20 protein-coding genes are annotated in these 26085 nt (G+C 72.1%); 5 read left to right on the top strand and 15 right to left on the bottom strand.

Going from position 1 to position 26085, the window contains the following annotated elements; all coding sequences use genetic code 11:
* Positions 1–12 precede the first annotated feature (12 nt).
* From ACZ434_RS29305 to ACZ434_RS29280, 6 genes are all read right to left on the bottom strand, one after another.
* Positions 13–867 carry a S1 family peptidase gene (locus ACZ434_RS29305; protein WP_468461092.1) on the bottom strand — a complete coding sequence of 285 codons (855 nt, stop codon included), beginning with the start codon at positions 865–867 and terminating at the stop codon, positions 13–15.
* Between the two features lie 156 nt (positions 868–1023).
* On the bottom strand, positions 1024–2553 hold the full coding sequence (locus tag ACZ434_RS29300) for an RNA polymerase sigma factor (protein ID WP_468461090.1): 1530 nt from the start codon (positions 2551–2553) through the stop codon (positions 1024–1026).
* 431 nt (positions 2554–2984) lie between these two features.
* A complete protein-coding gene (locus ACZ434_RS29295; protein WP_468461088.1) occupies positions 2985–3872 on the bottom strand; it encodes a FadR/GntR family transcriptional regulator in 888 nt (295 codons plus the stop codon).
* Positions 3873–4035: 163 nt separating this feature from the next.
* Complete coding sequence (locus ACZ434_RS29290; protein ID WP_468461086.1) at positions 4036–5940, bottom strand: ABC transporter ATP-binding protein; 1905 nt, start codon at positions 5938–5940, stop codon at positions 4036–4038.
* A gap of 130 nt (positions 5941–6070) precedes the next feature.
* Entirely contained in the window at positions 6071–6829 is a 759-nt protein-coding gene (locus ACZ434_RS29285) for an NUDIX hydrolase (RefSeq protein ID WP_468461084.1), read from the bottom strand.
* Between the two features lie 536 nt (positions 6830–7365).
* Positions 7366–9078 (bottom strand): DUF4192 domain-containing protein, encoded by a 1713-nt coding sequence (locus ACZ434_RS29280; RefSeq protein WP_468461082.1) that lies wholly within the window; start codon positions 9076–9078, stop codon positions 7366–7368.
* Between the two features lie 152 nt (positions 9079–9230).
* Here ACZ434_RS29280 and ACZ434_RS29275 point away from each other — a divergent pair, with 152 nt between their 5' ends.
* Positions 9231–11396 carry a RecQ family ATP-dependent DNA helicase gene (locus ACZ434_RS29275; RefSeq protein WP_468461080.1) on the top strand — a complete coding sequence of 722 codons (2166 nt, stop codon included), beginning with the start codon at positions 9231–9233 and terminating at the stop codon, positions 11394–11396.
* A 212-nt stretch (positions 11397–11608) separates the two neighbouring features.
* Positions 11609–12223 carry a hypothetical protein gene (locus ACZ434_RS29270; protein WP_468461078.1) on the top strand — a complete coding sequence of 205 codons (615 nt, stop codon included), beginning with the start codon at positions 11609–11611 and terminating at the stop codon, positions 12221–12223.
* A 187-nt stretch (positions 12224–12410) separates the two neighbouring features.
* Here the strand turns inward: ACZ434_RS29270 and ACZ434_RS29265 are convergent, their stop codons facing one another.
* The 3 genes from ACZ434_RS29265 to ACZ434_RS29255 all read right to left on the bottom strand — a co-directional run bounded on the left by ACZ434_RS29265 (position 12411) and on the right by ACZ434_RS29255 (position 14515).
* Complete coding sequence (locus ACZ434_RS29265; RefSeq protein WP_468461076.1) at positions 12411–13040, bottom strand: hypothetical protein; 630 nt, start codon at positions 13038–13040, stop codon at positions 12411–12413.
* A 68-nt stretch (positions 13041–13108) separates the two neighbouring features.
* Positions 13109–13810, bottom strand: a complete 702-nt coding sequence (locus ACZ434_RS29260) for a ribonuclease HII (protein WP_468461074.1) — start codon at positions 13808–13810, stop codon at positions 13109–13111.
* A gap of 81 nt (positions 13811–13891) precedes the next feature.
* A complete protein-coding gene (locus ACZ434_RS29255; protein ID WP_468461072.1) occupies positions 13892–14515 on the bottom strand; it encodes a TetR/AcrR family transcriptional regulator in 624 nt (207 codons plus the stop codon).
* A 185-nt stretch (positions 14516–14700) separates the two neighbouring features.
* On the opposite strand from ACZ434_RS29255, the gene ACZ434_RS29250 reads away from it, so the two are divergent.
* Positions 14701–16248: an MFS transporter gene (locus ACZ434_RS29250; protein WP_468461070.1), complete on the top strand. Its 1548-nt coding sequence runs from the start codon at positions 14701–14703 to the stop codon at positions 16246–16248.
* 351 nt (positions 16249–16599) lie between these two features.
* Here the strand turns inward: ACZ434_RS29250 and ACZ434_RS29245 are convergent, their stop codons facing one another.
* The 3 genes from ACZ434_RS29245 to ACZ434_RS29235 form a co-directional block, all read right to left on the bottom strand.
* Positions 16600–17508 carry an ADP-ribosylglycohydrolase family protein gene (locus ACZ434_RS29245; protein WP_468461068.1) on the bottom strand — a complete coding sequence of 303 codons (909 nt, stop codon included), beginning with the start codon at positions 17506–17508 and terminating at the stop codon, positions 16600–16602.
* A 30-nt stretch (positions 17509–17538) separates the two neighbouring features.
* On the bottom strand, positions 17539–18198 hold the full coding sequence (locus ACZ434_RS29240) for a histidine phosphatase family protein (protein WP_468461066.1): 660 nt from the start codon (positions 18196–18198) through the stop codon (positions 17539–17541).
* A 100-nt stretch (positions 18199–18298) separates the two neighbouring features.
* Positions 18299–18904 (bottom strand): YdbC family protein, encoded by a 606-nt coding sequence (locus tag ACZ434_RS29235; RefSeq protein ID WP_468461064.1) that lies wholly within the window; start codon positions 18902–18904, stop codon positions 18299–18301.
* 157 nt (positions 18905–19061) lie between these two features.
* Here ACZ434_RS29235 and ACZ434_RS29230 point away from each other — a divergent pair, with 157 nt between their 5' ends.
* Positions 19062–19595: a TerD family protein gene (locus tag ACZ434_RS29230; protein WP_468461062.1), complete on the top strand. Its 534-nt coding sequence runs from the start codon at positions 19062–19064 to the stop codon at positions 19593–19595.
* A 73-nt stretch (positions 19596–19668) separates the two neighbouring features.
* On the opposite strand, the gene ACZ434_RS29225 is transcribed toward ACZ434_RS29230, so the two are convergent.
* The 3 genes from ACZ434_RS29225 to nrdR all read right to left on the bottom strand — a co-directional run bounded on the left by ACZ434_RS29225 (position 19669) and on the right by nrdR (position 24598).
* Complete coding sequence (locus ACZ434_RS29225; protein ID WP_468461060.1) at positions 19669–20739, bottom strand: hypothetical protein; 1071 nt, start codon at positions 20737–20739, stop codon at positions 19669–19671.
* A gap of 240 nt (positions 20740–20979) precedes the next feature.
* Positions 20980–23874, bottom strand: a complete 2895-nt coding sequence (locus ACZ434_RS29220; protein WP_468461058.1) for a vitamin B12-dependent ribonucleotide reductase — start codon at positions 23872–23874, stop codon at positions 20980–20982.
* 166 nt (positions 23875–24040) lie between these two features.
* The gene (nrdR, locus tag ACZ434_RS29215) at positions 24041–24598 is read right to left on the bottom strand and encodes a transcriptional regulator NrdR (protein ID WP_468461056.1); all 558 of its coding nucleotides are present in this window, start codon (positions 24596–24598) and stop codon (positions 24041–24043) included.
* Positions 24599–25117: 519 nt separating this feature from the next.
* Between nrdR and lexA the strand changes: the two genes are divergently transcribed.
* Positions 25118–25897: a transcriptional repressor LexA gene (lexA, locus tag ACZ434_RS29210; RefSeq protein WP_468461054.1), complete on the top strand. Its 780-nt coding sequence runs from the start codon at positions 25118–25120 to the stop codon at positions 25895–25897.
* The last annotated feature ends 188 nt before the right edge of the window (positions 25898–26085 follow it).

Genomic DNA, 26085 nt, shown 5'->3' with positions numbered 1-26085 from the left:
GCTCAGGGCCCCTCAGGCGCCCTTCCGCCCCGCTGAGGCGTGTGGCCACCCGAGGGTGCGCAGAACGTCGGAGACGCGCGTGTAGACCCCCGGGCTGCCCGCCCAGCCGCAGCCGGCGCCCCAGGAGACGAGCCCTATCAGCCGTCCCTGTGCCACCAGCGGTCCGCCGCTGTCCCCCTGACAGGCGTCGGGCCCCCCGGCCGCCTCTCCCGCGCACAGCATCGTCTCGGCGCGGTAGGTGCCCTCGGAGCCGCCCGGATACGCGCGCTCGCACTGCGCGTCCGGCTGCACCCGCACGCGGGCCGCTCGCAGACTGCCGGCGTACGCACCGGACCCCGTGGTGTCCCCCCACCCGTAGACCGTGGCCGGAGTACCGGCGCGGTAGGCGGGGTCTCCCGCCCCGGCCATGCCTATGACCGAGCCCGTCGGCAGCGGCTCGGCCAGGCTGAGCACGGCGAAGTCGCCGGAACCGGTGGCGCCGTCGTAGCCCGGGTTCACCCAGGTGTCGCGCACGGCGATCTCCTTGCCGTTCTTCGAGAGCAGCTCCGTACGCCCGGTGATCACCCTGAGGTCGCGCACCCGCTCCGGTGGCGCTCCCAGCACCTCCTTCTCCATGCAGTGGGCGGCGGTGAGCACGGTGGTCCGTCCGACCGCCACACCCCCGCAGAACTGTCCCGCCCGCGTACCCCCGAACCGGTCACGGCTGGACAGCGCCACCGTCCACGGACTCTGCGAGACATCGACGGGGAAGCCGCCGACGACGATGCTGTCGGCGGCCGCCGGAAGGGCCGAGGCCAGCGGTATGACGGTCCCCATGGCCGCGAGGGCCAGCGGCCGGGCCAGGGCCCGGGCAAGACGACGTCGCATGCACGCTCCTTACACTGGGGTGATCCTGAAGCACCCAGAGTGATCGACCTCGCGGGGGCGCGCACCCGCGCGGCAGCGCGAAGGCCCGGCTCCCGAGGCGGGAGCCGGGCCTTCGCGGACGCGGCGCGGCGGCGGAGCGCCGCGGGCGGTCCCGGACTAGTCGAGGTAGTCGCGCAGCACCTGCGAGCGCGAGGGGTGGCGCAGCTTCGACATCGTCTTGGACTCGATCTGGCGGATGCGCTCGCGCGTGACGCCGTACACCTTGCCGATCTCGTCGAGGGTCTTCGGCTGACCGTCGGTGAGACCGAAGCGCATGGAGACGACGCCCGCCTCACGCTCGGACAGGGTGTCCAGGACCGAGTGCAGCTGCTCCTGGAGCAGCGTGAAGCTGACCGCGTCGGCCGGGACGACCGCCTCGGAGTCCTCGATGAGGTCACCGAACTCGCTGTCGCCGTCCTCGCCCAGCGGGGTGTGCAGCGAGATGGGCTCGCGGCCGTACTTCTGGACCTCGATGACCTTCTCCGGGGTCATGTCGAGTTCCTTGGCCAGCTCCTCCGGGGTGGGCTCGCGGCCCAGGTCCTGGAGCATCTGGCGCTGCACGCGCGCGAGCTTGTTGATGACCTCGACCATGTGCACCGGGATGCGGATGGTGCGGGCCTGGTCGGCCATCGCGCGGGTGATCGCCTGACGGATCCACCAGGTCGCGTACGTGGAGAACTTGTAGCCCTTGGTGTAGTCGAACTTCTCCACCGCGCGGATCAGACCGAGGTTGCCCTCCTGGATGAGGTCCAGGAAGAGCATGCCGCGGCCGGTGTAGCGCTTGGCCAGGGAGACCACCAGACGGAGGTTGGCCTCCAGCAGGTGGTTCTTGGCGCGGCGGCCGTCCTCGGCGATGATCTCCAGCTCGCGCTTGAGCTTCGGCGCCAGCTTGTCGGCGTTGGCCAGCTTGTCCTCGGCGAACAGGCCCGCCTCGATGCGCTTGGCGAGCTCGACCTCCTGCTCGGCGTTGAGCAGGGGGACCTTGCCGATCTGCTTGAGGTAGTCCTTGACCGGGTCGGCGGTGGCGCCGGCGGCGGCGACCTGCTGGGCCGGCGCGTCGTCCTCGTCCTCGTCGGAGAGCACGAAGCCGGCGTTCTCGGCGCCCTCGGGCTCATCCGCCGCCTTGGTCTCCTCGAGGACCTCCTCGTCGGCGAGCTCGGCGTCGTCCTTCTTGGCCGCGGTCTTCTTGGCGGCCGTCTTCTTGGCCGTGGCCTTCTTCGCGGTCGCCTTCTTGGCGGTGGTCTTCTTGGCAGCCGCCTTCTTGGCGGGTGCCTCCTCCTCGGCGGCGGACTCGGCGGCGGGCGCCGCCGGTGTGGCGGTGGCGGTCGTCTTGCGTGCGGTCGCCGTCTTGGCCGCGACCGTCTTGGTGGCGGTGCGCTTGGCGGGACTCTTCGCTGCGACGCTCTTGCGGGTGCGCTTCGGCTCTGCGGCACTGACCATCAGCGTCACACCCTCTTCCTCGAGGATCTGGTTGAGGCTGCGCAGTACGTTCTTCCACTGAGTGGCCGGAATCTGGTCAGCTTCGAAGGCCCGACGCACGTCATCGCCGGCGATCTGCCCCTCAGCCTTTCCCCGCTCAATGAGAGCCATGACAGAGACGGACTCGGCGATCTCCGGCGGGAGCGTACGGGATGTGCTGGCCGACACGAACAACCTCTCGGAACGTTGATAAACGGCTTCCGGCCCCGTCCACGACGGACAGGAGCCGACCACCGGCTTGGGGATGGGCCGGCGGTGCGGGCGCGAGCCGGGAAGATGCACAGCGCCATGTCTGGCGTCCGTATTCCCTCCGCGGCTGTCACCTCTTAGGTCATCGCGTTCTCCCCAGGAGCGTTACGCCCAATTCGCGTGGCCCGAGTCACACCCCGTAAGCGATCAAAAGGCGACAGGCGAGGACAAACACGTTCACCGGGGGGCGAGGAGGTCGTCTCTCCGGGGCTGACGCGTGCCCTTCTCGCCGTCGGACCCTGTGGGATCGGCCGACGATCCCACAGGGTCCGACGGGGGACGGCTCACCGGTGAGGCGCTGCCACAGGAGGGGGATGGCATGCCGCACCGCGCCGTCCGTGGAGACGCGGTCAGTGCTCGCGGGGAGCGGGCACCACGCGTTCCACCTCGGGATGGACGGTGAGGAGCTGCCGCATGGCGGCCTCGGCGGCGGCCCCGTCGCCACTGCCGAGGGCGTCGACGATGCGCGCGTGGTGCCCCAGCGAGGTCTCGTTCGGCCGCTCACAGCCCGTGACCGGGCCGCCCGAGACCTGCAGTGCGGCGGACACGATCCCGGAGAGGTGCTCCAGCATGCGGTTGCCCGCGACCTGGATCAGCAGGGAGTGGAACTCGGAGTCGGCGCGGGCGAACGTCAGCGCGTCGCCCTGCCCCATCGCGTGCCCCATGATCTCCACCATGTCGGAGAGGCGCTGCTGGACCTCCTCCCGCCCGTGGCCGGCCGCCAGGCGTGCGGCGAGCGGCTCGATCGTCCAGCGCAGCTCGCTGAGCTCACGGCGCTGGTCGTCCCGCTGGGGCCCGAAGGCCCGCCACTCGATGATGTCCGGATCGAGGAGGTTCCAGTCGCTGACGGGGCGCACGCGCGTGCCGACGTTCGGCCGGGCGCTGACCAGGCCCTTGGCCTCCAGGACCCGGAGCGACTCGCGGACGACGGTGCGGGAGACCTCGAAGCGCTGGCCGATCTCCTCCGGCACCAGCGGGCGGTCGGCGCCCAGGTCCCCGGAGACGATCATCTGCCCCAACTGCTGGACGAGTTGGCCGTGCAGCCCGCGTCCGCGGCTGCCCGCGGCGCGGCGGCCCACACGGCCGAGCTCCGGGTCCGGACCCTCCCAGACGGGGGCCCCGACGCGGTCGGCGGCGGGCGCCTCGCCGTAGGGGTAGCGGTCGAGTTCGCCCGGGTTCGCGAGGCCGGAGTCTGCGGAGCGGGCGGCGGTCATCATGGTGTGCGCAAGGGTACTCACGGATCCTTTGTCGGCGTCGCTTCCAACTCCCTTGAGGTCTTTGGTGAAAAGCACACGAAAGGGTGATCGCTCACCCCGTCGCAATTGACGCCTTATCGGAAAGAAATGGGCTTCCTGAGGGGAGTTGTGGGCAGAGACGGGCCGATGTGTTCGTGGGCGGTCATCATCGGACGCGGCTCCGCAGCCCGGTGAACAGATACGCGCAGAGCAGCACGGCCAGTGACAACGTCAGTGCCCCGCCCACGGGTTGGGCGACCAGACGCAGCACCGCGTCCAGGTACCGCTCGCCCCCGAACGGCCACCGGAGCGGCACGCCCTCGCGCAGCCGCTCCGAGAACAGGGCCGGGGTGCGCACCGACGGCCCGTCCAGCACCTTGTGCACGAGGGGGACGACGAGGAGGGGCACGGCGACGACCGCGGCGATCCCGGCGGTGGTGGACCGGAAGACACCCGCCGCCAGTACGCCGGCGCAGGCGCAGCCCGTCACCAGTGCGAGCCAACCCGCGCTCAGCGGGAGCCAGTCGGCGGGAACCTCCACGACCTCCGGTCCGTATACGAGGTAGAGCAGCTCGGCGTCGCAGCCGACGGTCAGGACGGCCAGCACCAGCGCGGTGGCCGAGGCGACGAGGAGTTTCGCGGTCAGCAGGCCCAGCCTCCGGGGCACGGTGCCGCGGTCGGCGGCCAGCGCGGGGTGGCGGAACTCGTCCCCGAAGGCGAGCGCGCCGAGCAGTCCGGCGCCGAGGGCCGCCGGCGGCAGCGGCAGCTCCCTCGGCCAGGCGGCCAGCAGGCGCGGCTGCGGGGTGTGCCCGACGCGCGCCAGCAGTACGGCGGTGAGCGCGGACACGACGAGCACGCCGGCCCCGACGAGGAACCCCGTGCGCACGCCGGTGGCACGGCGGATCTCGTAGCGGACGGGGCGCAGCGGACGGGGGGCGGGGCGGACGGAGATGGGGGGCGGCAGGCCGTCCCCGGCGGGGACCGCGCGGTCGGCGCGGGGCGTGCGGCCGGCCCGTCGCGAGCCTCCTTCCCGGTGGGGTCCGGCGTCCTCGGTCCCGGTCCCCTCCGGGGGGTTGCGGTCCTCGGGCACCGGTGTGAGGGACGCCGTGACGGCCGGAGCGGCGGCGGGCGGGGGCCGCCGGTCCCCGGCTGCGGCCTCCCGGGCGCCCGCGGCGTTCTCGTCCGCCCCGGCGCCGGGGCCCATGTCGCCGACCTCGTCGGCCAGTTGGTGCACGACGATGCCGTTGCGGAACGCCGTCTCGCCGACGTCCGCGCAGGTACTGCCGTAGACGCACAGGCGGTTGCCGCCCTCCCGCACCACCTCGACGGAGCGCTGGGCGGAGCGGGCCTCCTGCGTGAGCAGTGCGGAGAGCCGCGCGGCGTGCGGGCTGCGCACGGCGACACGGGGGCGCAGCCGGGTGCGTGCGAACTCCCTGGCCTCCTGGTCGGCGACGAGCCTTCCGCCCTCCAGTGTGACCACGTGGTCCGCGGTCCGTGCGGCCTCCTTGGGGTCCGCCGTCGTGCACAGCACGGTGCCGCCCTGGGCCGCGTGGGCCCGGAGCATGCCGTGCAGCCAGCGCCGCTCCCCGGCGGACAGTCCCCGTGCGGGGTCGTCCAGCACGAGTGTGTGCGGGTCCGGCAGCAGCGCGCAGGCCAGCCCCAGGCGGCGGTCCATGCCGCGCGAGAGGGTGCCGAGGCGTTCGTCGCGCAGGCTCACGAGCCCCACCGCTTCGAGGACTTCGTCGGCCCGGCGCCCCGGTACGCCGGAGGCGGCGCAGAGCATGCGCAGATGTCCGCGTACGGTGCGGGCGGGGTGCCCGGGTACGTCGCCCAGCAGCACACCGACTTCGTGTGCGGGGTGGGGGATGCGGTGCAGGGGGCGGCCTCTGAAGTAGGTGACGCCACGGCCGCGTTGGAGTTCGAGCATGAGCCCGAGCGCCGCCGTCTTGCCGGATCCCGGCGCTCCGAGCAACGCGGTGACGCGGCCCGCGTGCGCCTCGAAGGAGACGTCCTCGACGGCGGGCGGACGCTCTGTGCGGGGGCTGCTGGTCAGTCCGATGGCCTGGATCACGCGATGCAAGATAGCGTGCCATATCGGGTTTTTCGGGCATCGCGCGGCTTGCTGCGGAGGGAGACCCGCGTCCTCCCGGGCCCGTTGGCCGGTCGGCCGGCCGCGCCGGGCGTCCCGGGCGCCCCCTGGTTCAGACCTCGGGTCGCAGCATCGGCGGGTTGAGCAGGGTGGCTCCGCCGGCCCGGAAGAGCTGGGCGGGGCGACCGCCCTGCCGGGTGGTGGTGCCGCCGGTGGGGACCAGGAAGCCGGGGGTGCCGGTCACCTTGCGATGGAAGTTGCGCGGGTCGAGTGCCACGCCCCAGACCGCCTCGTAGACCCGGCGCAGCTCGCCGACGGTGAACTCGGGAGGGCAGAAGGCCGTCGCCAGCGAGGAGTACTCGATCTTGGAACGGGCGCGCTCCACCCCGTCCGACAGGATCTGGGCGTGGTCGAAGGCGAGCGGCGCGACCGGCTCTCCGTCCCTGCCGTAGCCGCCCTGCAGCAGCAGCTCCTCCACGGGCGCCCAGCGCGCGTTGCTGGCGTCGCCCCCGGCCCGGGGCGCGGGCAGGTCGGGAGCCAGGGCGAGGTGCGCCACGCTGACGACACGCATCCGGGGGTCGCGCTCGGGATCGCCGTAGGTGGCGAGCTGCTCCAGGTGAGCGCCGTTGTCCTGGGCGGGGACGGCCGGGTCGTGCACGCGCAGCCCCGTCTCCTCGGCCAGCTCGCGCGCCGCCGCCCGCGCCAGGTCCTCGTCGTCCCGTACGAACCCTCCGGGCAGCGCCCAGCGGCCCTGGAACGGCGGTTCGCCCCTGCGTACCGCCAGTGCGCACAGGGAGTGGCGGCGCACGGTCAGCACGACCAGGTCCACGGTGACGGCGAAGGGCGGGAAGGCTGACGGGTCGTAGGGCATGCGGCGATCATAGTCGTCTGCCTGACGATAAACACTCCCTTCGCCGGTCGTATCGGTGGCTGATCCACTTCCGTTCCGCACGGCTCCGCACCCCGGGCGGGCAGCCACCGCTCACGGGCCTTCCTGCCACCGGTACCGTCGCGCGGTCGCAGGTCACGGCCGTGGTGTGAGCGCTTCGGCTGCTTCCCGGACTTCGGCGGAACCGCGTCGTACGTGGCCGTACGGCGCGGGGCCCATGCCGTGCGGTCCCGTGGGAACGATCTCGCCCGGCGGAGCGCCGCCCACCGGTTTGCAGCGCGGCCTTTCCGGCCGGAACGTCGGGGCGGACCCCGACGCGGTGGTCGGCGGACGGAGGCGGTCGGCGGCAGGGCCGGACCGCGCGAAGCGGCGTCCGGTGTCCCGGGGCCGGCCGGGCTCCCCTGCCGGGCGGAAGCCGCCCCCGAGCGGGCCCGGATGACGTCCGCCCACCGTCCCCCGGGGTGGGTGAGGACGCCGCGTGCGCCCGCAGGCGGGGCGGCCCGGACCCGAACGTGATGTCACTCCTCCCCGTCATCGCCCCGACGACCGGTCCGCGCGCCGTCGGGCCGGACACCGCCCCGTCCGCAGGCGCCCGGAGCCGCCGGGCCCGGACGCGCGCCACCGGGACGGGCCCCGTGCGTGTCCGCGCCGCCCGGGCGCACGCCGGCCGCCGCGCCTCCGCCCGGACGTGTCCTGTCCACCGCGGCTCGCGGACGCGGGAGCCGCCCGCTCGGCCCGCCGCCCTGCGCACGCGCCCGACGAGGTGAACCACCGCCGGCACCGGACCCACGCGCGCGGTACCGGCGAGGCGAGGGAGGCACACCCGCGCCGGGGCCGGGACCAGCGGGTGCGGGTTTCACGGGTTCGTGGTCGCCCCTTTCCGCCGGGCCCGTCGACCCGGCCGGCCCCCCGGGCGCGCTCGGCCCACGCTCCGCGCGCTCCGTGCGCAGGCAGCGGCGGACCGACTCCGGGTCGAGGCCCTCGTTGCACGCCTGGTGCAGCAGACGGGCGAAGAGGTAGTCGGGGTCGGCGCCGAGGGCCATGGCGAGTGCCTCCCTGGCCTCCAGTTCGTCACCGGTGGACCAGGCGACCCACCCGGCCAGCGTGAGGGGCGCCGCGGCGTGCTCGCCGTACGGTCCGACACACCGGCGGGCCAGGGCGCGCCACAGGCGCAGGGCGGGGCCCGCCTCGGCGCCCTCCATCCACTCCGCCGCACGGTCGCGGGTCGTGCGGTCCTGCAGGCCGAGAATCAGTGCGGCCGCTTCGTCGTGGCCGATCAGGTCGTCGTCCCGCAGGTCCGCCGGGAGCACGCCGGGTGCGGGCGGGGCGCCGGCGAGGCGGTTCATGATCCGCTCGGCCAGGGTCAGGGTCTCCCCGGCCACCTCCAGGCGGCTCGCCTCGTCGAGGATCCTGGGGACCAGCACCATACCGGCGGCGTCCAGGGACTTCTGCTGTTCGAGTGCGGCGGAGTTCTCCCAGGGCAGGAACCTGGCCCGCAGTTCGCTCAGGGTGCCGCGGATCTGGAGCCCTGCGTAGGTCGCTGCGGCGGCCAGCACCGAGGTGCCGGGCAGGCCCATCGGGGTCCCCTCGGCCGGACAGCAGCCCTCGTCGTCACAGCAGTACGACCAGAAACGGCCGTCCGACACGCAGAGCGCCTCCACCACCGGGACGTCCAGGGCACCGCACGCCAGGCGGAGGGTGTGGGCGAGCGGGCCCAGCCGCTCCTTGACCTGCCGGCCCGATTCGCCCCGGCCCGGTTCCTGGCAGAGGAAGACCACCATCTGCCCGGGCCGGGTGCCTCGGCGCTCACTGCCCGTCACCAGGCCCTGGGCCAGCCGGCGGGCGGCGGAGGGCCAGTCGTCCGCGTCGCCGGGGATGCCGAGCCGGGCGCGGCCACCGAACCGGCCTCGCCCTTCCGTGTCGTGCAGGGCGACCAGCACGATGCTGTCCTCGGGGCGGTAGCCGAGCAGGTAGGGCAGGGCGTCGGCGAGTTCGGCGGGAGTGCGCAGGGTGACCTGCTGCTCGTCGCCGTGGCTGTCGTAGGCGGTGCAGGCGAAGTCCTCCGGGAAGGGTGTGCGCTCCCGCCGCCCGCCGCCGTCCGCCTCAGGGCCGGTGGCTCCGGGGCGGTCCGCGGGCCGGTCCCGCGACGGAAGGCCGGCGTGCCGGTGTCCCTCGCGCTGCGGGAGGTCGCTGTTCTCGGGGGATCCGGTGGTCTCGCTGTGGTTCGTCATGCCAAGACGATCTCGCAGATCGCCACATTCCGGTTCTCCCTGTGGATAAGTGGCATCAGGGACATGCCACCCATCCCTTCCCAGGGGCGCCTCGCGCCCGTATCCACAGGCGCGCCGCCCGGATGTCGGTGCCGTCCTGTTGTATGGAACCCATGGAGCACACGAACAACGCGGATCTCCGGGCGGACGCCGACGCGGTCCTCGCCCGTCTCGTCGGGGACCCCTCGGGCGAGGCCCGGCTGCGCGAGGACCAGTGGCGTGCGATCGAGGCGCTGGTCGCCGACAAGCGCCGGGCCCTGGTCGTGCAGCGCACGGGCTGGGGCAAGTCCGCGGTCTACTTCGTGGCCACGTCGCTGCTGCGGGCGCGGGGCAGCGGCCCCACCGTGATCGTCTCTCCCCTCCTGGCCCTGATGCGCAACCAGGTGGAGGCCGCGGCCAGGGCAGGTATCCGCGCCCGGACCATCAACTCCTCCAACAGCGAGGAATGGGACTCCATCCAGGGCGAGATCGCCGCGGGCGACGTGGACGTGCTGCTGGTGAGCCCGGAGCGGCTGAACAACCCGGACTTCCGTGACCAGGTCCTGCCCAGACTCTCCGCCGCGACCGGGCTCCTGGTGGTCGACGAGGCGCACTGCATCTCCGACTGGGGGCACGACTTCCGCCCGGACTACCGCCGGCTGCGCACGATGCTCACCGACCTCCCCGACGGCGTACCCGTGCTCGCCACCACCGCCACCGCCAACGCGCGCGTCACCGCCGACGTGGCGGAGCAGCTCGGTACGGGTGGCTCGTCGGACGCGCTGGTGCTGCGGGGGCCGCTGGACCGGGAGAGCCTGAGCCTGAGCGTGCTGGCCCTGCCGGACGCCGCGCACCGGATGGCCTGGCTCGCCGACCACCTGCACGACCTCCCGGGCTCGGGGATCGTCTACACACTGACCGTGGCCGCCGCCGAGGAGGTCACCGCCTTCCTGCGGCAGCGCGGTCACACCGTCGCCTCGTACACCGGCCGTACGGAGAACGCGGAACGGCAGCAGGCCGAGGAGGACCTGCTGGCCAACAAGGTGAAGGCCCTGGTCGCCACCTCCGCCCTCGGCATGGGCTTCGACAAGCCCGACCTGGGCTTCGTGGTCCATCTCGGCTCGCCGTCCTCCCCCATCTCCTACTACCAGCAGGTGGGCCGCGCCGGCCGCGGTGTCCGGCATGCCGAGGTGCTGCTCCTGCCGGGGAAGGAGGACGAGGCGATCTGGGAGTACTTCGCGTCGCTCGCCTTCCCCTCGGAGGACCTGGTGCGCCGCACGCTCGACGTCCTGGCGGCCTCGGAGCGGCCCGTCTCCCTGCCGGCCCTCGAGCCGCTGGTCGAACTGCGCCGCTCCCGGCTGGAGACCATGCTCAAGGTGCTCGACGTGGACGGGGCGGTGAAGCGGGTCAAGGGCGGCTGGATCGCCACGGGGCAGCCGTGGACGTACGACGCCGAGCGGTACGCGTGGGTGGCCCGCCAGCGCAAGGCCGAACAGCAGGCGATGCGCGCCTACGCGACGACCACGGACTGCCGGATGGAGTTCCTGCAGCGCCAGCTGGACGACGAGGGCGCCAAACCCTGCGGCCGCTGCGACAACTGCGCCGGTGCGCGTTACACCGCCGACGCCTCGGCGGCCGCGCTCGATGCCGCCCGCGTGGACCTCGGCCGGGCGGGCGTCGAGGTGGAGCCCCGGCGGATGTGGCCCACCGGGCTGCCGGCGATCGGCATGGACCTCAAGGGCCGCATCCCGGCCGGGGAACAGGCCGCGCAGGGCAGGGCGCTGGGCCGGCTGTCCGACATCGGCTGGGGCAACCGGCTGCGGCCGATGTTCGCGCCCCACGCGCCGGACGGACCGGTGCCGGACGATGTCGCCCGGGCCGTGGTGGGCGTACTGGCCGACTGGGCCAAGGGGCCCGGCGGATGGGCGGCGGGGGCGGCGGACGCCCAGCCCCGGCCGGTGGGGGTGGTGACCCTCGCCTCGCGCAGCCGGCCCCGGCTGGTCCACTCGCTGGGGGCGCGCATCGCGGAGGTCGGCCGGCTGCCGCTGCTGGGGGCGGTGGCCTGCACGGGTGAGGCGCGCCCCGCCCCGCGGAGCAACAGTGCCCAGCGTCTGAAGGTCCTGGACGGGGCGCTCACCGTGCCGCCCGACCTCGCGGCCGCGCTCGCCCAGGCGCCTGGGCCGGTGCTTCTGGTCGACGACTACACGGAGACGGGCTGGACCCTCGCGGTCGCGGCGCGTCTGCTGCGGCGTGCCGGTGCACAGGGCGTACTGCCGCTGGTGCTGGCCGTACAGGGCTGAAGGTTCGCCGCACCCCGCGGGTGGGGATATTAGCCGTGGAACACCTGATACCGGTCCGCTCCGCCAATTGCTCGTTGCCGCATCCCAGTTCGACAGGAAGAATTGAAGTCCGCACCCGCACGGCCCGCCCGCCGATCAGGTAGGGCTCCGTTGCGTGCGCGCTCCCCGAATCCGACCCCGCCCGCAGTCCGGGCGTAGCCGAAGGGAGGACCGTGACCTTCGGATTCGCTCCGTCCTCGGCGGCATCGCTGTCGACGTCCGCCGCTTCCGCCACCCGTGTGCTCGAGCCTGCGGAGTGGGCCGCCGCGGGAATCCCGCTGCTGCGCAGTCCGCGTGAGGTCGTCAGTGGACTGCACGCCCGGCATCGACCCGGTCCGGCGACCGCGGTGGTCGCCGTGCTGGACCCGGACGAACGCCTGCGGGCGAGCGCCTCGTTCACCCGCCGCGCCGCCTCCGCGGACGGCTGGATGTTCCGCAACGTGCTGCTGGCCCAGCTGCGCCGGGTCATCCCGCACGACCTGCGCCGCCGCACCCCGGTGCGCACCGCGGTGCTGCTCTACTGCCGTGACGGCGACGCCCGTTGGACACAGGAGGACGGTGCGTGGATGTGGGGGCTGCGGGACGCCTGCACGCTGCACGGGCTGCGCTGCGGGGCCTACATCACGCTGACCCGTGACGGCTGGCAGGTGCTCGGCGAAGGGCGTGGCGGCCGCCACCCCAGCGCGGGCTCGGCACCGGAGCCGTTCGCCATGTCCGAGGCACCGCCCCGAATACCGCGCACCGGCGGTGCCGCCTCGGAGGTGCTGCGCCGCGCGGCGGCACGCTGACGTCACGCGGACACCGTCCGGACGGCCCGTACGGCCGGGGCCGGACGGCATGTCCGCACCCGGCCGCCGGAGACGACGGGGACTTCACGCCCTGCCCCGGGCATGCCGGGGCGACGGCCGTGCGAACGCCGCCGCCGCGGCGTTCGCGTCACCTGCCGGGCTTCCGGCCGAGCGCGGTGGCGCCGGGTCAGAGCTCCGTGCCGAGCACCGAGTTGATCTGCTGCGGGTCTCCGCAGACGATCAGCAGGGCGCCGGCCCGGGTGTGGGCCGCCGACAGGGCCGAGGCGGCCGCGGCCTCCGGACCGCCGTTGACGGCGACCACGACGACCGGCCGCGCTCCGGCACGGTCCGCGGCCCGGGCGTCGGTGTAGAAGACATCGTCGCCGGCGTCGTGCTGGGCCCAGTAGGACGCTTCGCCGAAGGACAGTTCGTGGGTGGCCCACGGGTGCGGCTCACCGGTGGTGATCACCAGTACGTCGCCGGGGGCGCGTCCCGCGTCCAGCAGCAGGTCCACGGCCTCCTCGGCGGCGTCGAGCGCCCCCTGGGCCGAGGCCGGGATCAGCTGGAGCTGCGGGGCGGCCGCGGCGGGGGCGGGCCTGGCCGCGGGGGCCGGCTTCGCCGCGGGTGCCGCATCACGCGACGTCCGCTGTGCCGGCGGCGCGGGCCGCGGAGGGCCGGGACGACCGGGACGCGACGGAGCCGCGGGGCGGGGACCGGGTACGGGGCGGGGGGTCGGCGCGGTGCGGCCGCTGGCCGGCGTGGCGCGGGGACCCTGGGCACTCTCGTGAATCTGAGGCTCCTCGGGAATGAGAGGCATGAGCTGATTTTTATCAAACGTTGGTACGGCACGCGCCGCCGGGTGGGCACATGAGTACGAGTGGCCGGTCAGAAGTCGAAGCCGAGCTGGCCCTCGATCTCCGGAACGGGCCCGTCCACCCAGCTGCGGACCTTCTTGAGGTGCCGCCACTGGGGCAGCGCATCAAGATACGCCCACGACAACCGGTGGTACGGAGTGGGTCCCCGGACCTCCAGTGCGGCCTTGTGCACGGGTGACGGATACCCGGCGTTGTCCGCAAAACCGAAGTCTGCATGGTCGAGGCCCAGTTCGGCCATCATTTTGTCGCGCTGAACCTTGGCGATCACCGAGGCGGCGGCGACCGCGACGCAGGACTGGTCGCCCTTGATGACCGTACGGACCTGCCAGGGCGACCCGAGATAGTCGTGCTTGCCGTCGAGGATCACCGCGTCGGGCCGGACCGGCAGCGCGTCCAGCGCGCGCACCGCCGCCAGCCGCAGCGCCGCGGTCATCCCCCGCTCGTCGATCTCCTCCGGGGACGCGTGCCCCAGGGCGTACGAGGTCACCCAGGTCCGCAGTGTCTCCGCGAGCTCGGTGCGCCGCTTGACGGTGAGGAGCTTGGAGTCGGTGAGCCCCAGCGGAGGCCGGCGCAGTCCGGTGATCGCCGCGCAGACGGTGACGGGACCGGCCCACGCGCCGCGACCCACCTCGTCGACACCTGCAATGACCTTCGCCCCGGTCGTGGCGCGGAGAGAGCGCTCGACGGTGTGGGTGGGTGGTTCGTACGGCATGGCGCCCTTAGCGTACGCCGTGCGCCAGGCGGCGCGACACCCCGGTCCCCGAGTGGCGCCGGCATCCGCGCGGCGCGCGGATCACGCGCCCGTGTGCCGCAGCAGCGGAACCATCAACTGGTCGATCATCTCCTCCAGATCGACGTCGGCCAGTTCGCTGCCGCACATCTTCGACCGGTACATCATCATCGCCGGGACGGCGTCGAAGACATAGCCGTTGGCCGCGTCCGGACGCACCTCGCCCCGCTGGATTCCGCGCTCGATGACCTCGCGCAGCATTCTGATGGTCGGCTCCACGACTCCGTCGAAGATGACGGCGTGGAAGCGTTCGGCCTGCGTGCTGTCGCATTCGTAAATCACCGAGCGCACCGCGAACCCGGAGGGCGAGAACATCGCGTCGCGCGCCCGCCGGCACAGGTCCAGCAGGTCCTCGCGCACGCTCCCGAGGTCGGGCACGGCCTCGACCTGCGGCAGCCCGGACCGCAGGGCGTCCGCGACCAGGTCCTCCTTGGAGGGCCAGCGCCGGTAGACGGCGGCCTTGCCGGTCTGGGCGGCGGTGGCGACGCCTTCCATCGTCAGGCCGTTCCAGCCGACCGTGCTGAGCTGTTCCAGCGCGGCATCGAGGATCGCGCGTTCCAGCACGGCGCCCCGGCGACGGGAGGCGGCCGTCTGAGCCTGGGCCGCCGCCCAGCTCGAAGTAACCATCTGACTCTCTCCAACGAGCAGCGGAAACGGGCATTCGGGGATGAAGTGAATACCGCACGGCGACTGAGGGGGACGCGCCGAGCGACAACTCCATAAGTGAACGCTTGCGTTCACTGTCGGGGACTCCTACCGTTGACGCAACAGTGAACGCGAGCGTTCACTGACGCACTCGTGGGGGACCCATAGTGACAACCTCTCCTTTGATTCAGGACCAGAAGCCAGGTGCGGCCCGCCGGGGCGGGCGCCCCGGCATCGCGCTCACCGTCATCGCGGCCTGCCAACTCATGGTGGTACTCGACGCGACGATTGTGAACATCGCGCTGCCGCACATTCAGAACGCTCTCCAGTTCAGCACCACCGACCTCACCTGGGTGGTCAGCGCCTACACCCTGACCTTCGGCGGTCTGCTCCTGCTCGGCGGCCGCGCGGGCGACATCCTCGGCCGCCGCCGTGTCTTCATGAGCGGCATCCTGCTGTTCACCCTCGCCTCGCTGCTCGGCGGGTTCGCCCAGGAGCCGTGGCAACTGCTCGCGGCGCGCGTACTGCAGGGTGTGGGCGGTGCCATCGCATCGCCCACGTCGCTGGCGCTCATCACCACCACGTTCCCGGAAGGACCCGAGCGCAATCGGGCCTTCGGCGTCTTCGCCGCCGTCTCCGCGGGTGGTGGCGCCATCGGCCTGCTCGCCGGCGGCATGCTCACCGAGTGGCTCGACTGGCGGTGGGTGCTCTTCGTCAACGTGCCGATCGGCCTGCTGATCGCCGTCCTCACACCGATGTACATCAACGAGTCCGAGCGCCACACCGGCCGCTTCGACATCGCGGGCGCGGTGACCTCGACGGCCGGTATGGCCTCCCTCGTCTACGGCTTCATCCGCGCGGCGGAGGAAGGCTGGCGGGACGGCCTGACCATCGGCTCCTTCGCGGCCGCCGTCGTACTGCTGGTGGCCTTCGCACTGATCGAGTCCCGGGCCAGGGAACCGATCACCCCGCTGCGGATGTTCACCGACCGCAACCGCGCGGGCACGTATGTGATCATGCTCAGCCTGGCCGCGGCCATGTTCGGCATGTTCTTCTACATCGTCCTCTTCGTACAGAACGTCCTCGGATACACCCCGATCGAGGCCGGTCTCGCCTTCCTGCCGGTGACGGTCGTGATCGCGCTCGGGGCCGGTCTGTCGCAGCGGTTCCTCCCCGTGTTCGGCCCCAAGCCGTTCATGCTGGTCGGTTCGGCGCTCGCCGCGACCGGTCTGGCCTGGCAGACGCTGATCAGCTCGGACAGCTCCTATGTCACCGGCATCCTGGGCCCGATGCTGGTCTTCGGCTTCGGTATGGGCCTGAACTTCGTGACGCTGACCCTCACCGCCGTCTCCGGAGTCGCCCAGCACGAGGCCGGCGCGGCGTCCGGGCTCCTGAACGCCACCCAGCAGGTGGGCGGGTCGGTGGGCCTGGCCCTCCTGACGACGGTGTTCGGCACGGCGAGCAGGGACGAGGCGGACAAGCAGGTCCCGTCCTTCCTCGCCGACGCGACGGCCGAACAGAAGGCGGAGTTCGCCCGGACGCAGCAGTTGCCCGCGCCCTGGGGGCACGAGGTGCTCGCGGAGGGCATCTCCACGGCCTTCATCCCGGCCGCCGCGATGGCCGTCCTCGCCGTGGCCACCGCGTGGCTGGTCATCCGGGTCCGCAAGAGCGACCTGGAGGCCCTGTCCGGATCGGCCGGACCCGGCATGGGCTGAGCCAGGGGTCCCGCGGGTCCGGCCCGGCGGCTCTCCGACCGACACCACGGGGGTGGGCCGGAGAACGCCGGGCCGGACCGCGAGGCACCGCGCCACGGCCACGAGAGCGAGCAGCACCGCAAGCCACGTACCCGTCGTCACGGCTACCGCCCCCTCTCCCCGACCCGACGACACCCGCACGGCACCCACGGCGGACGCGGCGCCCGAACCCGTCGGGCCTCATGCCTCACACAGTGGTTGTCCCGACAACGAGCGGCCGGTCACGGAGAGTTCCCGAGATGCACGGAGAGTTCTGAACCACAGCGACCCGGACCCGGAACCCACGAGGGGTGACCGGCCGTCCCCGTGGTCTCAGTCGGTGACCCGCAGCCACTCGGGCAGTGGCTCGACCTGTTCGGCCCACTCGGCGGGCGGCGCTCCGGCCTTCTCCGCGGCGACCACCCCGCCGACGATCGCACACGTCGTGTCGACGTCCCCGCCGACCTGCGCGGTCGTCCAGAAGGCCCGCTCGTAGTCCCCGAGGGAACGGGCGGCCGACCAGAGCGCGAAGGGCACGGTGTCATGCGCCGTCGTACGCCGTCCGCAGCCGAGCACGGCCGCGACGGTCGCCGCGTCGCCGTAGTCGAGCATGTCGCGAGCCCGGCGCAGCCCCGCGCCGACGGCGCTCCGCGCGGGCACCAGCCCGATGACACCGTCGAGGAGGGCGCCCGCGCCGGGCGGCCCGCCCGGGGCGGCGGCGAGCGCGGCGGCCGCGGCGACGGCCATGGCCCCGACCACGGCCTCGCGATGCTGATGGGTGGGGTAGGCGGAGATCTCGGCCTGGTGGGTGGCCTGCTCCGGGTCGTCCGCGTACCAGGCGCCCAGCGGCGCGATCCGCATCGCCGCGCCGTTGCCCCAGGACCCCTGCCCGTTGAAGAGCGCGGCGGAGAGCTCGCGCCAGTCCCCGCCCTCGCGGACCAGGCGCAACAGCCGGTTGACCGCGGGCCCGTACCCCCGGTCGAAGTCGTGATGATCGGCGAAGGAACGTGCGAGGGCGTCCTGGTCGATCCGGTGGTGCGCGGCCAGGACGGCGACGACGGAACAGGCCATCTCCGTGTCGTCCGTCCACTGCCACGGCCCCGGGGGCAGCTCGCGGCGCTTGAGCAGCGGATAGTTCACCGGTACGAAGAACTGGGAGCCGAGCGCGTCGCCCACGGACAGTCCGCGCAGGCAGGCCAGGGCGCGCTCCAGGCGCCCGGCGGAAGAGGAATCAGCGGTCATCGCCCTGCCACTCTATCCGTGACCCCCTGTCTATCCGGTGATCCCGTACGGTTCCGGTTCGCGCCAGCGTTCGAAGGGCCGGTCGAGAGTGTACTTGCCGTTCTCCCCCAGAACGAGCATCCGCATCTCGGCGTTCCCCGGGTTCGACAGCGACTCGAACTCCGCCACGGACCAGTGGAACCACCGCATGCAGAACAGCCGCATGGCCAGCCCGTGCGTGACGATCAGGACGTTCGGCGGATGGTCGGGGGCCTCGAAGCTGCGGAAGAGGCTCTCCAGGAAGCCGCCGACCCGGTCGTAGACGTCGGCTCCGGACTCGCCCTGGGCGAAGCGGTAGTAGAAGTGCCCGTACGCGTCCCGGTAGGCCTTCTGCAGCCGTACGTCCTCGCGGTCCTGCCAGTTGCCCCAGTCCTGCTCGCGCAGCCTCGGTTCCTCGCGCACGCGTATCAGCCCCGGGTCGAACCCGAAGGCGCTCAGCGTCTGGTGCGTCCGGCGGTACGGCGAGACGTAGACGCTGACGCGCTCGTGGCCGAACAGTTTCCGCAGCCGCTGCCCCGTCTCCTCCGCCTGCCGCCGGCCCCGTTCGGTCAGGGCCAGGGCGTGGTCGGGTTCGCGCTCGTAGACGGAGTCGTCGACATTGCCCGTTGATTCGCCGTGCCGGACAAGGACGATGCGCCGTGGTCGTGCCATGCCAAGACCCTAGATCGGGTGACGTCCGAACGGGCACTCGTGCGGGCACCATACGGCGTACGTCACACAGGTCCCGCACCGCACGCACACGCTTCGCGGCTCAGACCGTCCAGGCCGCTTCCATGTCGACGATGTCCCCCGCCAGGGCCGCGACGTCGGCCTCCGTCTGTGCCCGCAGGGCGAGCCGCTCCACCCGCTCGGTGCGGTACTTGCCGTGCTCGGCGGCCGAACGCCACATCGACAGCACCAGGAACTCGCTCCCGGGCGCCTCGCCGAACAGCCCCCGGACCATGCCCGGCGAGCCGGCCATCGCCGGGTTCCAGACCTTCTCCTGCATCAGGACGAAGTGCTCCGCCCGCTCCTCGTGGACCCGGCACAGGGCCACTCTGAGCAGGTCGGCGTCGGTGAAGCGCGGCTCGAACCCGGTCTTCACGTCGAAACGGTGATCGAAGAGCCTGACCTGGGCGTCCTTGAAAGTGCCCGACTGGGTGGAGGCCAGCCGGTCGTGGGAGCGCGCCATGAAGGAGTCGTAGAAGGCGCGGCTCTCCCAGAAGGAGAAGATGTGCGCCACGTCGGACCGCCCCCTGCTCCAGCCCCCGCCCTGCCCCCGAAACCCCGGCTCCCCCAGAAGCCCCGCCCACTTCCGCTGCCCCCGCTCGAACCCGCGGCGGTCCACCACGGTGCAGCGAATCCACTTGACCAGCACCGCGCCATCGTAAGGCCCCGGAGCGTGGCGTCGGTCACTCTCACGGGGACTGCTTCCCGGCCTCCGTCACCGCGCACGTGGCAGGATGGACAACCTGCCACGAACGTCCGGCAGTTGGGGTGACTCGGGCAGGACGGTCACGGGAAGGGGAAGACTGGTGAACGGCCTCAGCAAGGGCTTCGGCAAGGTCGAGATCGCACTGAGGTGGGACCCGAGTCCTTCGGGTGAACCCTCCACCGACCTGGACCTCGTCGCCGCGCCCTATCCGGCGGGTGACCCGCACGGTGATCCCGCGTATCTGGTGCACTTCGACAGCCGTTCCCCCGACGGCACCATCATCCTCAACCGGGACAGCAAGGACGGCAAGGGCTTCGGTCACGACGAGGTGATGACGCTGGAACTGGCCCGCCTCGACGAGCGGTACGCGCGCGTGGTGGTCGGTGTGGTCATCCAGCAGCACCGGTCGCGGCGGACCTTCTCCGGGGTGCGCAACCCCGGTCTGCGCATCCGTGAGGGATACACCGTTTTGGTCGAGGACGACTTCGGCGGCGTCCCGGGGGCCACGGCCGCGACGGTCGCGGAGTTTGTCCGCGAGGGAACGGGCCCGTGGGAGTTCCGGCCCGGGGTCCACGGCTTCGAGGGCGACCCCGCGGACTTCACCCGCGCGATGGGTGCCCGGCGCCCGGGCTGACGAGGCGGACTCCGCGCGGGGCCCGGCACCGTGGAACGCCGGGGGTGGCACCGGCGTTCCGGTGCCACCGCCCTCAGGCGTTCGGCCCTTCGTCGCGGAAGGCGCGCAGGTCGAGTTCCGGTGCCATGGACTCCGCGAGCCACGTCATCCGCCAGTCCCCGGCCGCCAGGCCCTCCCGCGCGGTCCGGCACCAGTCCGCACGGTCGACCAGGGTCAGATACGACGTCCGGACCGCGTCCCAACGCCGCTTGTCCTCGGCGTCGTCGGACCAGGCAGGTGCCTGAGCGGTCAGGTACTGGGCGACGCTCGCCGCCGCGAAGTAGCGCCCGGCTGTCGGCCCCAGCTTCGCGATGTGGCCGGCGTGGGCCTCCAGCACCGTGAGCGCGTGCGGGTAGTGGCGCAGAGAAGTGCCCATTCCCTCGCAGTACTTCATGACGTGGAGGATGCGGCCCGTGTGGTCCACGACCTCGGCGTCGTCCCCGCACCACCCGATGACCTCGTGGAGGAGGGTGACGCGCGCGACCTGGGCGGCGAAGTAGCCGTTGAGATGATCGCCGTCCACGGCTCCGCGCAGCAGCCACGGCCGGACGGCCGGGTGGTCGTCCACGTGCCGGATGAGCGCGTCCACCGCGTGGACGCGTCCCCAGGCGGTGACCCGGTCGGCGAGCCAGATCAGTGCCTCGACCCCACCCGGCAGGCGGTCCAGGGCGCGTACCGCCAGAGGTCCGAAGGCGTTCGACAGGAGGCCGATGGTCTGGATCCGGGGAATGTCACCCGCCGTGGCGGTCTCGGCGAGCAGCGCGAGCCCGACGGCCACCGGAGCGAGGTCGGTCCCGTGTCTGACCAGCCACCGTCCGGTTTCCCGGGCCCTGGCCGCCGGTGCTCCGCGGGCGACGGCCGCGATGCGCTCGTCGTGCCGGGAGTGCGACGGGACGTCGCGGAGCGCGAGGGCCAGCCGATGGGGCGGCATGCGGGCGTCGAGGAAAAAGTCGGCGAGGATCCCGGCGGCCTCGACGCTTCCGCGGTCCAGGTCGGACGGCCGCGTCCGCTGTCGGCGCCGCTCCGTGCCGGGGAAGGGCTCTCCGCCGCGGAAGAGGGGCTCGTCCGGCGTCAGACGGTGCAGCCGGAGGGCGTGCAGGAACAAGGGGGTGCGGGTATCGGACAGTCCGGTCCCGGGCGTGCCGCTCACCGGTGGGTGGCGGACTCGATTCTTTTGATCATGGCCGGAATCCTGCCACCGCCGCCCCCTCCGCGACAAGCCTCTCGGTCTCCCCGGCTGGGCGCACGCGACCGCCCGGCAGCGCGGATACGCCGAGGGCGGTGGCGCCGGAAACCGGCCCCACCGCCCTGGCCGGGCGACATCACGCCCGGGCTGTGACCGGTGTCAGCTGCAGCCGCTCGTCGAGCCGCAGCCCTCGCAGATGTAGCAGGAACCGGCCCGCTGCATCTTCGTACCGCAGGAGAAGCACAGCGGGGCGTCCGCCTGGATGCCCAGCTGCATCTCGACCAGCTCGGCGCTGGTGTGGGCCTGCTTGGGCGCGGGCTTGGCCGGCTCGGCCTCGGCCTTCGGCGCGGCGACCGCCTTCAGTTCCTGGGCCAGCGGCGCCGACTGGGCCAGGCCCTCGACGTCGAGCTCCTCGTCGGACGGCTCGTACGAACCGGTCTCCAGGTGACGCTGACGCTCCTCGGCGGAGTGGATGCCGAGTGCGGAACGCGTCTCGAAGGGCAGGAAGTCCAGCGCCAGGCGGCGGAAGATGTAGTCGACGATCGACTGCGCCATCCGCACGTCCGGGTCGTCCGTCATACCGGCCGGCTCGAAGCGCATGTTGGTGAACTTCGAGACGTACGTCTCCAGCGGCACGCCGTACTGGAGGCCCACGGAGACGGCGATGGAGAAGGCGTCCATCATGCCCGCGAGGGTGGAGCCCTGCTTCGACATCTTCAGGAAGACCTCGCCGAGACCGTCGTCCGGGTAGGAATTGGCGGTCATGTAACCCTCGGCGCCACCGACCGTGAAGGAGGTGGTGATGCCGGGACGGCCCTTGGGGAGCCGCTTGCGGACCGGGCGGTACTCGACCACCTTCTCGACCGCGGCGCGGATCGTCTCCTCGGCCTTCTCCGTGACCTCGGCCTTCTCCTTCTCCTTGGTCTTCGCGGAGAGCGGCTGGCCGACCTTGCAGTTGTCGCGGTAGATCGCCAGCGCCTTGACGCCGAGCTTCCAGGCCTCGAAGTAGATCTCCTCGACCTCCTCGACGGTCGCCGACTCCGGCATGTTGACCGTCTTGGAGATGGCACCGGAGATCCAGGGCTGGATCGCGGCCATCATGCGGACGTGGCCCATCGGGGAGATGGCCCGCTCGCCCATGGCGCAGTCGAACACCTCGTAGTGCTCCTGCTTGAGACCGGGGGCGTCGATCACGTTGCCGTGGTCGGCGATGTGGGCGACGATCGCCTCGATCTGCTCCTCCTGGTAGCCCAGGCGGCGCAGGGCCTGCGGGACGGTGCCGTTGACGATCTGCATCGAGCCGCCGCCGACCAGCTTCTTGAACTTGACCAGCGCCAGGTCCGGCTCGACACCGGTGGTGTCGCAGGACATCGCCAGACCGATGGTGCCGGTCGGGGCGAGCACGGACGCCTGGGCGTTGCGGAAGCCGTTCTTGTCGCCGAGGCGGACCACGTCCTGCCAGGCCTCGGTGGCGGCGGCCCACACCGGGGTGTCCAGGTCGTCCATGCGCACGGCCGTGCCGTTGGCGTCGGCGTGCTGCTTCATGACGCGCTTGTGTGCGTCGGCGTTGCGGGCGTAGCCGTCGTACGGGCCCACGATCGCGGCGAGTTCGGCGGAGCGCCGGTACGCCGTGCCGGTCATCAGGGAGGTGATGGCACCGGCGAGGGCGCGGCCGCCGTCGGAGTCGTAGGCGTGGCCGGTCGCCATCAGCAGGGCGCCGAGGTTGGCGTAGCCGATGCCGAGCTGGCGGAAGGCGCGGGTGTTCTCGCCGATCTTCTGGGTCGGGAAGTCCGCGAAGCAGATCGAGATGTCCATCGCGGTGATGACCAGCTCGACGACCTTCTGGAACCGCTCGGTCTCGAAGGACTGGTTGCCCCGGCCGTCGTCCTTGAGGAACTTCATCAGGTTCAGCGAGGCCAGGTTGCAGGACGTGTTGTCCAGGTGCATGTACTCGCTGCACGGGTTCGACGCGGTGATCCGGCCGGACTCGGGGCAGGTGTGCCAGTTGTTGATGACGCCGTCGTACTGGATGCCCGGGTCGGCGCACGCCCACGCGGCCTCGGCGATCTTGCGGAAGAGCGCCTTGGCGTCGACCTCCTCGATGACCTCGCCGGTCATCCGGGCGCGCAGGCCGAACTTGCCGCCCTCCTCGACCGCCCGCATGAACTCGTCGTTGACGCGGACCGAGTTGTTGGCGTTCTGGTACTGGACGGAGGCGATGTCGTCGCCGCCCAGGTCCATGTCGTAGCCCGCGTCGCGCAGGACGCGGATCTTCTCCTCTTCCTTGACCTTGGTCTCGATGAACCCCTCGATGTCCGGGTGGTCCACGTCGAGGACGACCATCTTGGCGGCGCGGCGGGTGGCGCCACCGGACTTGATCGTTCCGGCGGAGGCGTCGGCTCCGCGCATGAAGGAGACCGGGCCGGAGGCGTTGCCGCCGGAGGAGAGGAGCTCCTTGGAGGAGCGGATCCGGGAGAGGTTCAGGCCGGCACCGGAGCCGCCCTTGAAGATCATGCCCTCTTCCTTGTACCAGTCGAGGATCGACTCCATGGAGTCGTCGACGGACAGGATGAAGCAGGCGGAGACCTGCTGCGGCTGGGGCGTGCCCACGTTGAACCAGACGGGGCTGTTGAAGCTGAAGATCTGGTGCAGGAGGGCGTACGCCAGCTCGTGCTCGAAGATCTCGGCGTCGGCGGGCGAGGCGAAGTACTTGTGGTCCTCACCGGCCTTCCGGTACGTCTTCACGATCCGGTCGATCAGCTGCTTGAGGCCGGTCTCGCGCTGCGGGGTGCCCACGGCACCGCGGAAGTACTTGCTGGTGACGATGTTGACCGCGTTCACCGACCAGAAGTCGGGGAACTCCACGCCGCGCTGCTCGAAGTTGACCGAGCCGTCGCGCCAGTTGGTCATCACGACGTCACGGCGCTCCCAGGCCACCTCGTCGTAGGGGTGGACTCCAGGGGTGGTGTGAATGCGCTCGACACGCAGTCCCTTGCCGGCCTTGTTGCTCTTGGCTCGGGAACTCCGTGCCGGACCGCTCGCCGTCTCTGTCATGCCGCCTCCCTGTACGGGCAAAAACGCCCTGAAGTGCCCCGATTGTTCCCGTGGCACGGTGTTCTGTCTGGTGCTGCGGGCACCCACTCGCCTGCCCGCAACAGGTCTTCTCATCGCCGCCGCCCGGCCGGTCCCCGCCTTCCGGCGTCCGGGGCCGGCCCGCCGGTCAGCCGGCGGCGGGGGCGGGCTGGGGGACCTGGGCAGTCCCTCCGGGCCCGCCGTCGTCTTCCTGGCTCCCCGGAACGGCCCCGTCGCCGTCCCCGTCGCCCTCGGCGGGCCGTTCCGCCTGCCGGAGTTCCGCGATCGCGGCCTCGAAGTCCTCGAGCGAGTCGAACGCCCGGTAGACGGACGCGAACCGCAGATAGGCGACGAGGTCGAGTTCCTGCAACGGGCCGAGTATGGCCAGCCCCACGTCGTGGGTGGTCAGCTCGGCGCTTCCGGTGGCCCGCACCGCCTCCTCGACCCGCTGGCCGAGCTGGGCGAGGGCGTCCTCGGTGACGGGCCGCCCCTGGCAGGCCTTGCGCACACCATTGATGATCTTGGTGCGGCTGAACGGCTCGGTGACTCCGGACCGCTTGACCACCATGAGCGAACACGTCTCCACGGTCGTGAAACGACGGGAGCAGTCCGGACACTGGCGGCGCCTGCGGATCGACGTGCCGTCGTCGGTCGTACGGCTGTCGACGACTCGGCTGTCGGGGTGCCTGCAGAAGGGGCAGTGCATGAATTCCCAACCCTCCTCACAGCAGACTCAACGGCCTCGCTGGGCCTCAGGGGCCTCACGAAGCAGCACCAGCATAGGCGATCGCGGAGGGTGCGAAGACCCGGGGGACCACAACTTCTGGGCTGCCGTCGCAATCCAACCACTACATGTGGGGATTGGCTCATACATTCATGCCCTGCACGCGTGTCGCGTGGACAACGGGGCGGGGCGCCCTGCGAGGGGAAGATCCCGCGCCCCCGGGGAGGAGGAGGTGTGCGACTCGGGAAGAGAGCGGGGGCCGCTTCCCGCCCGGAGCGACACCCGATGGCAGACTGGGCCCGGCACCCCGGGAGGTCATCACCTCGGCGGTGAAGAGTACAACAATAAGCCCGTTTGTCCGGCCGGGAGCGGGGCGACCAATACACCGCGCCGAGAGATCGCGTACCGCAATTCGCGATTTTTCACTCGAACGTGTGTTTGGCGCAACCTTTCGAAAGCTACTACCGTTGTGCTGCAGGGAGACCATCGAGAGGGGCCGACGTGACCACCACCGCAGACAGTGCCGCCATCACCGCCCAGGACCGCTCCCCGGGCCGGCTCGAGCCGGTGCACGCGATGAACGAAGCCACGAATCCCGAGGGGCCCAAGCGCTCCCTGCCGGGCCGACCTCCCGGCATCCGGGCGGACAGCTCGGGACTCACCGACCGCCAGCGCCGGGTGATCGAGGTCATCAGGGACTCGGTGCAGCGACGGGGGTACCCGCCGTCGATGCGCGAGATCGGCCAGGCGGTCGGCCTCTCCAGCACCTCCTCGGTGGCCCACCAGCTCATGGCGCTCGAGCGCAAGGGCTTCCTGCGCCGCGACCCGCACCGCCCCCGGGCGTACGAGGTGCGCGGCTCCGACCAGGCCGCCTCGGTGCAGCCCACCGACACCGCCGGCAAGCCGGCCGCGTCCTACGTGCCGCTGGTCGGCCGTATCGCCGCCGGTGGCCCGATCCTCGCCGAGGAGTCCGTCGAGGACGTCTTCCCCCTGCCCCGGCAGCTCGTCGGTGACGGTGAGCTGTTCGTGCTGAAGGTCGTCGGCGACTCCATGATCGAGGCCGCGATCTGCGACGGTGACTGGGTCACGGTCCGCCGCCAGCCGGTCGCGGAGAACGGCGACATCGTGGCGGCGATGCTCGACGGCGAGGCGACGGTCAAGCGCTTCAAGCGCGAGGACGGCCATGTGTGGCTGCTGCCGCACAACGCCGCCTACGAGCCGATCCCCGGCGACGACGCGACCATTCTCGGCAAGGTGGTGGCCGTACTGCGCCGCGTCTGAGCACCGCGCGGGTCCGGCCACGGCCCCGCTCCCTGACCGGGCCCCGGGACCCCTGCGCCGGTTCCGGGGTCCTGTGCTGTCCCGACGCCCCACCGGTGTGGGGGGGGGGGGGGGGGGGGGGGGGGGGGGGGGGGGGGGGGGGGGGGGGGGGGAGAGAAGGGGGGGGGGGGGGGGGGATCCGTCCCGGC

The sequence above is a fragment of the Streptomyces sp. NPDC030893 genome, assembly GCF_055571535.1.
This window is presented reverse-complemented; position numbering and strand designations above follow the sequence as displayed.

Coding starts and splice junctions, on each gene's coding strand:
- ACZ434_RS29305 (WP_468461092.1), bottom strand. CDS start 867: ATGCGACGTCGTCTTGCCCGGGCCCTGGCCCGGCCGCTGGCCCTCGCG.
- ACZ434_RS29285 (WP_468461084.1), bottom strand. CDS start 6,829: ATGCCCTACGACCCGTCAGCCTTCCCGCCCTTCGCCGTCACCGTGGAC.
- ACZ434_RS29280 (WP_468461082.1), bottom strand. CDS start 9,078: ATGACGAACCACAGCGAGACCACCGGATCCCCCGAGAACAGCGACCTC.
- ACZ434_RS29275 (WP_468461080.1), top strand. CDS start 9,231: ATGGAGCACACGAACAACGCGGATCTCCGGGCGGACGCCGACGCGGTC.
- ACZ434_RS29265 (WP_468461076.1), bottom strand. CDS start 13,040: ATGCCTCTCATTCCCGAGGAGCCTCAGATTCACGAGAGTGCCCAGGGT.
- ACZ434_RS29260 (WP_468461074.1), bottom strand. CDS start 13,810: ATGCCGTACGAACCACCCACCCACACCGTCGAGCGCTCTCTCCGCGCC.
- ACZ434_RS29255 (WP_468461072.1), bottom strand. CDS start 14,515: ATGGTTACTTCGAGCTGGGCGGCGGCCCAGGCTCAGACGGCCGCCTCC.
- ACZ434_RS29245 (WP_468461068.1), bottom strand. CDS start 17,508: ATGACCGCTGATTCCTCTTCCGCCGGGCGCCTGGAGCGCGCCCTGGCC.
- ACZ434_RS29240 (WP_468461066.1), bottom strand. CDS start 18,198: ATGGCACGACCACGGCGCATCGTCCTTGTCCGGCACGGCGAATCAACG.
- ACZ434_RS29220 (WP_468461058.1), bottom strand. CDS start 23,874: ATGACAGAGACGGCGAGCGGTCCGGCACGGAGTTCCCGAGCCAAGAGC.
- nrdR (WP_468461056.1), bottom strand. CDS start 24,598: ATGCACTGCCCCTTCTGCAGGCACCCCGACAGCCGAGTCGTCGACAGC.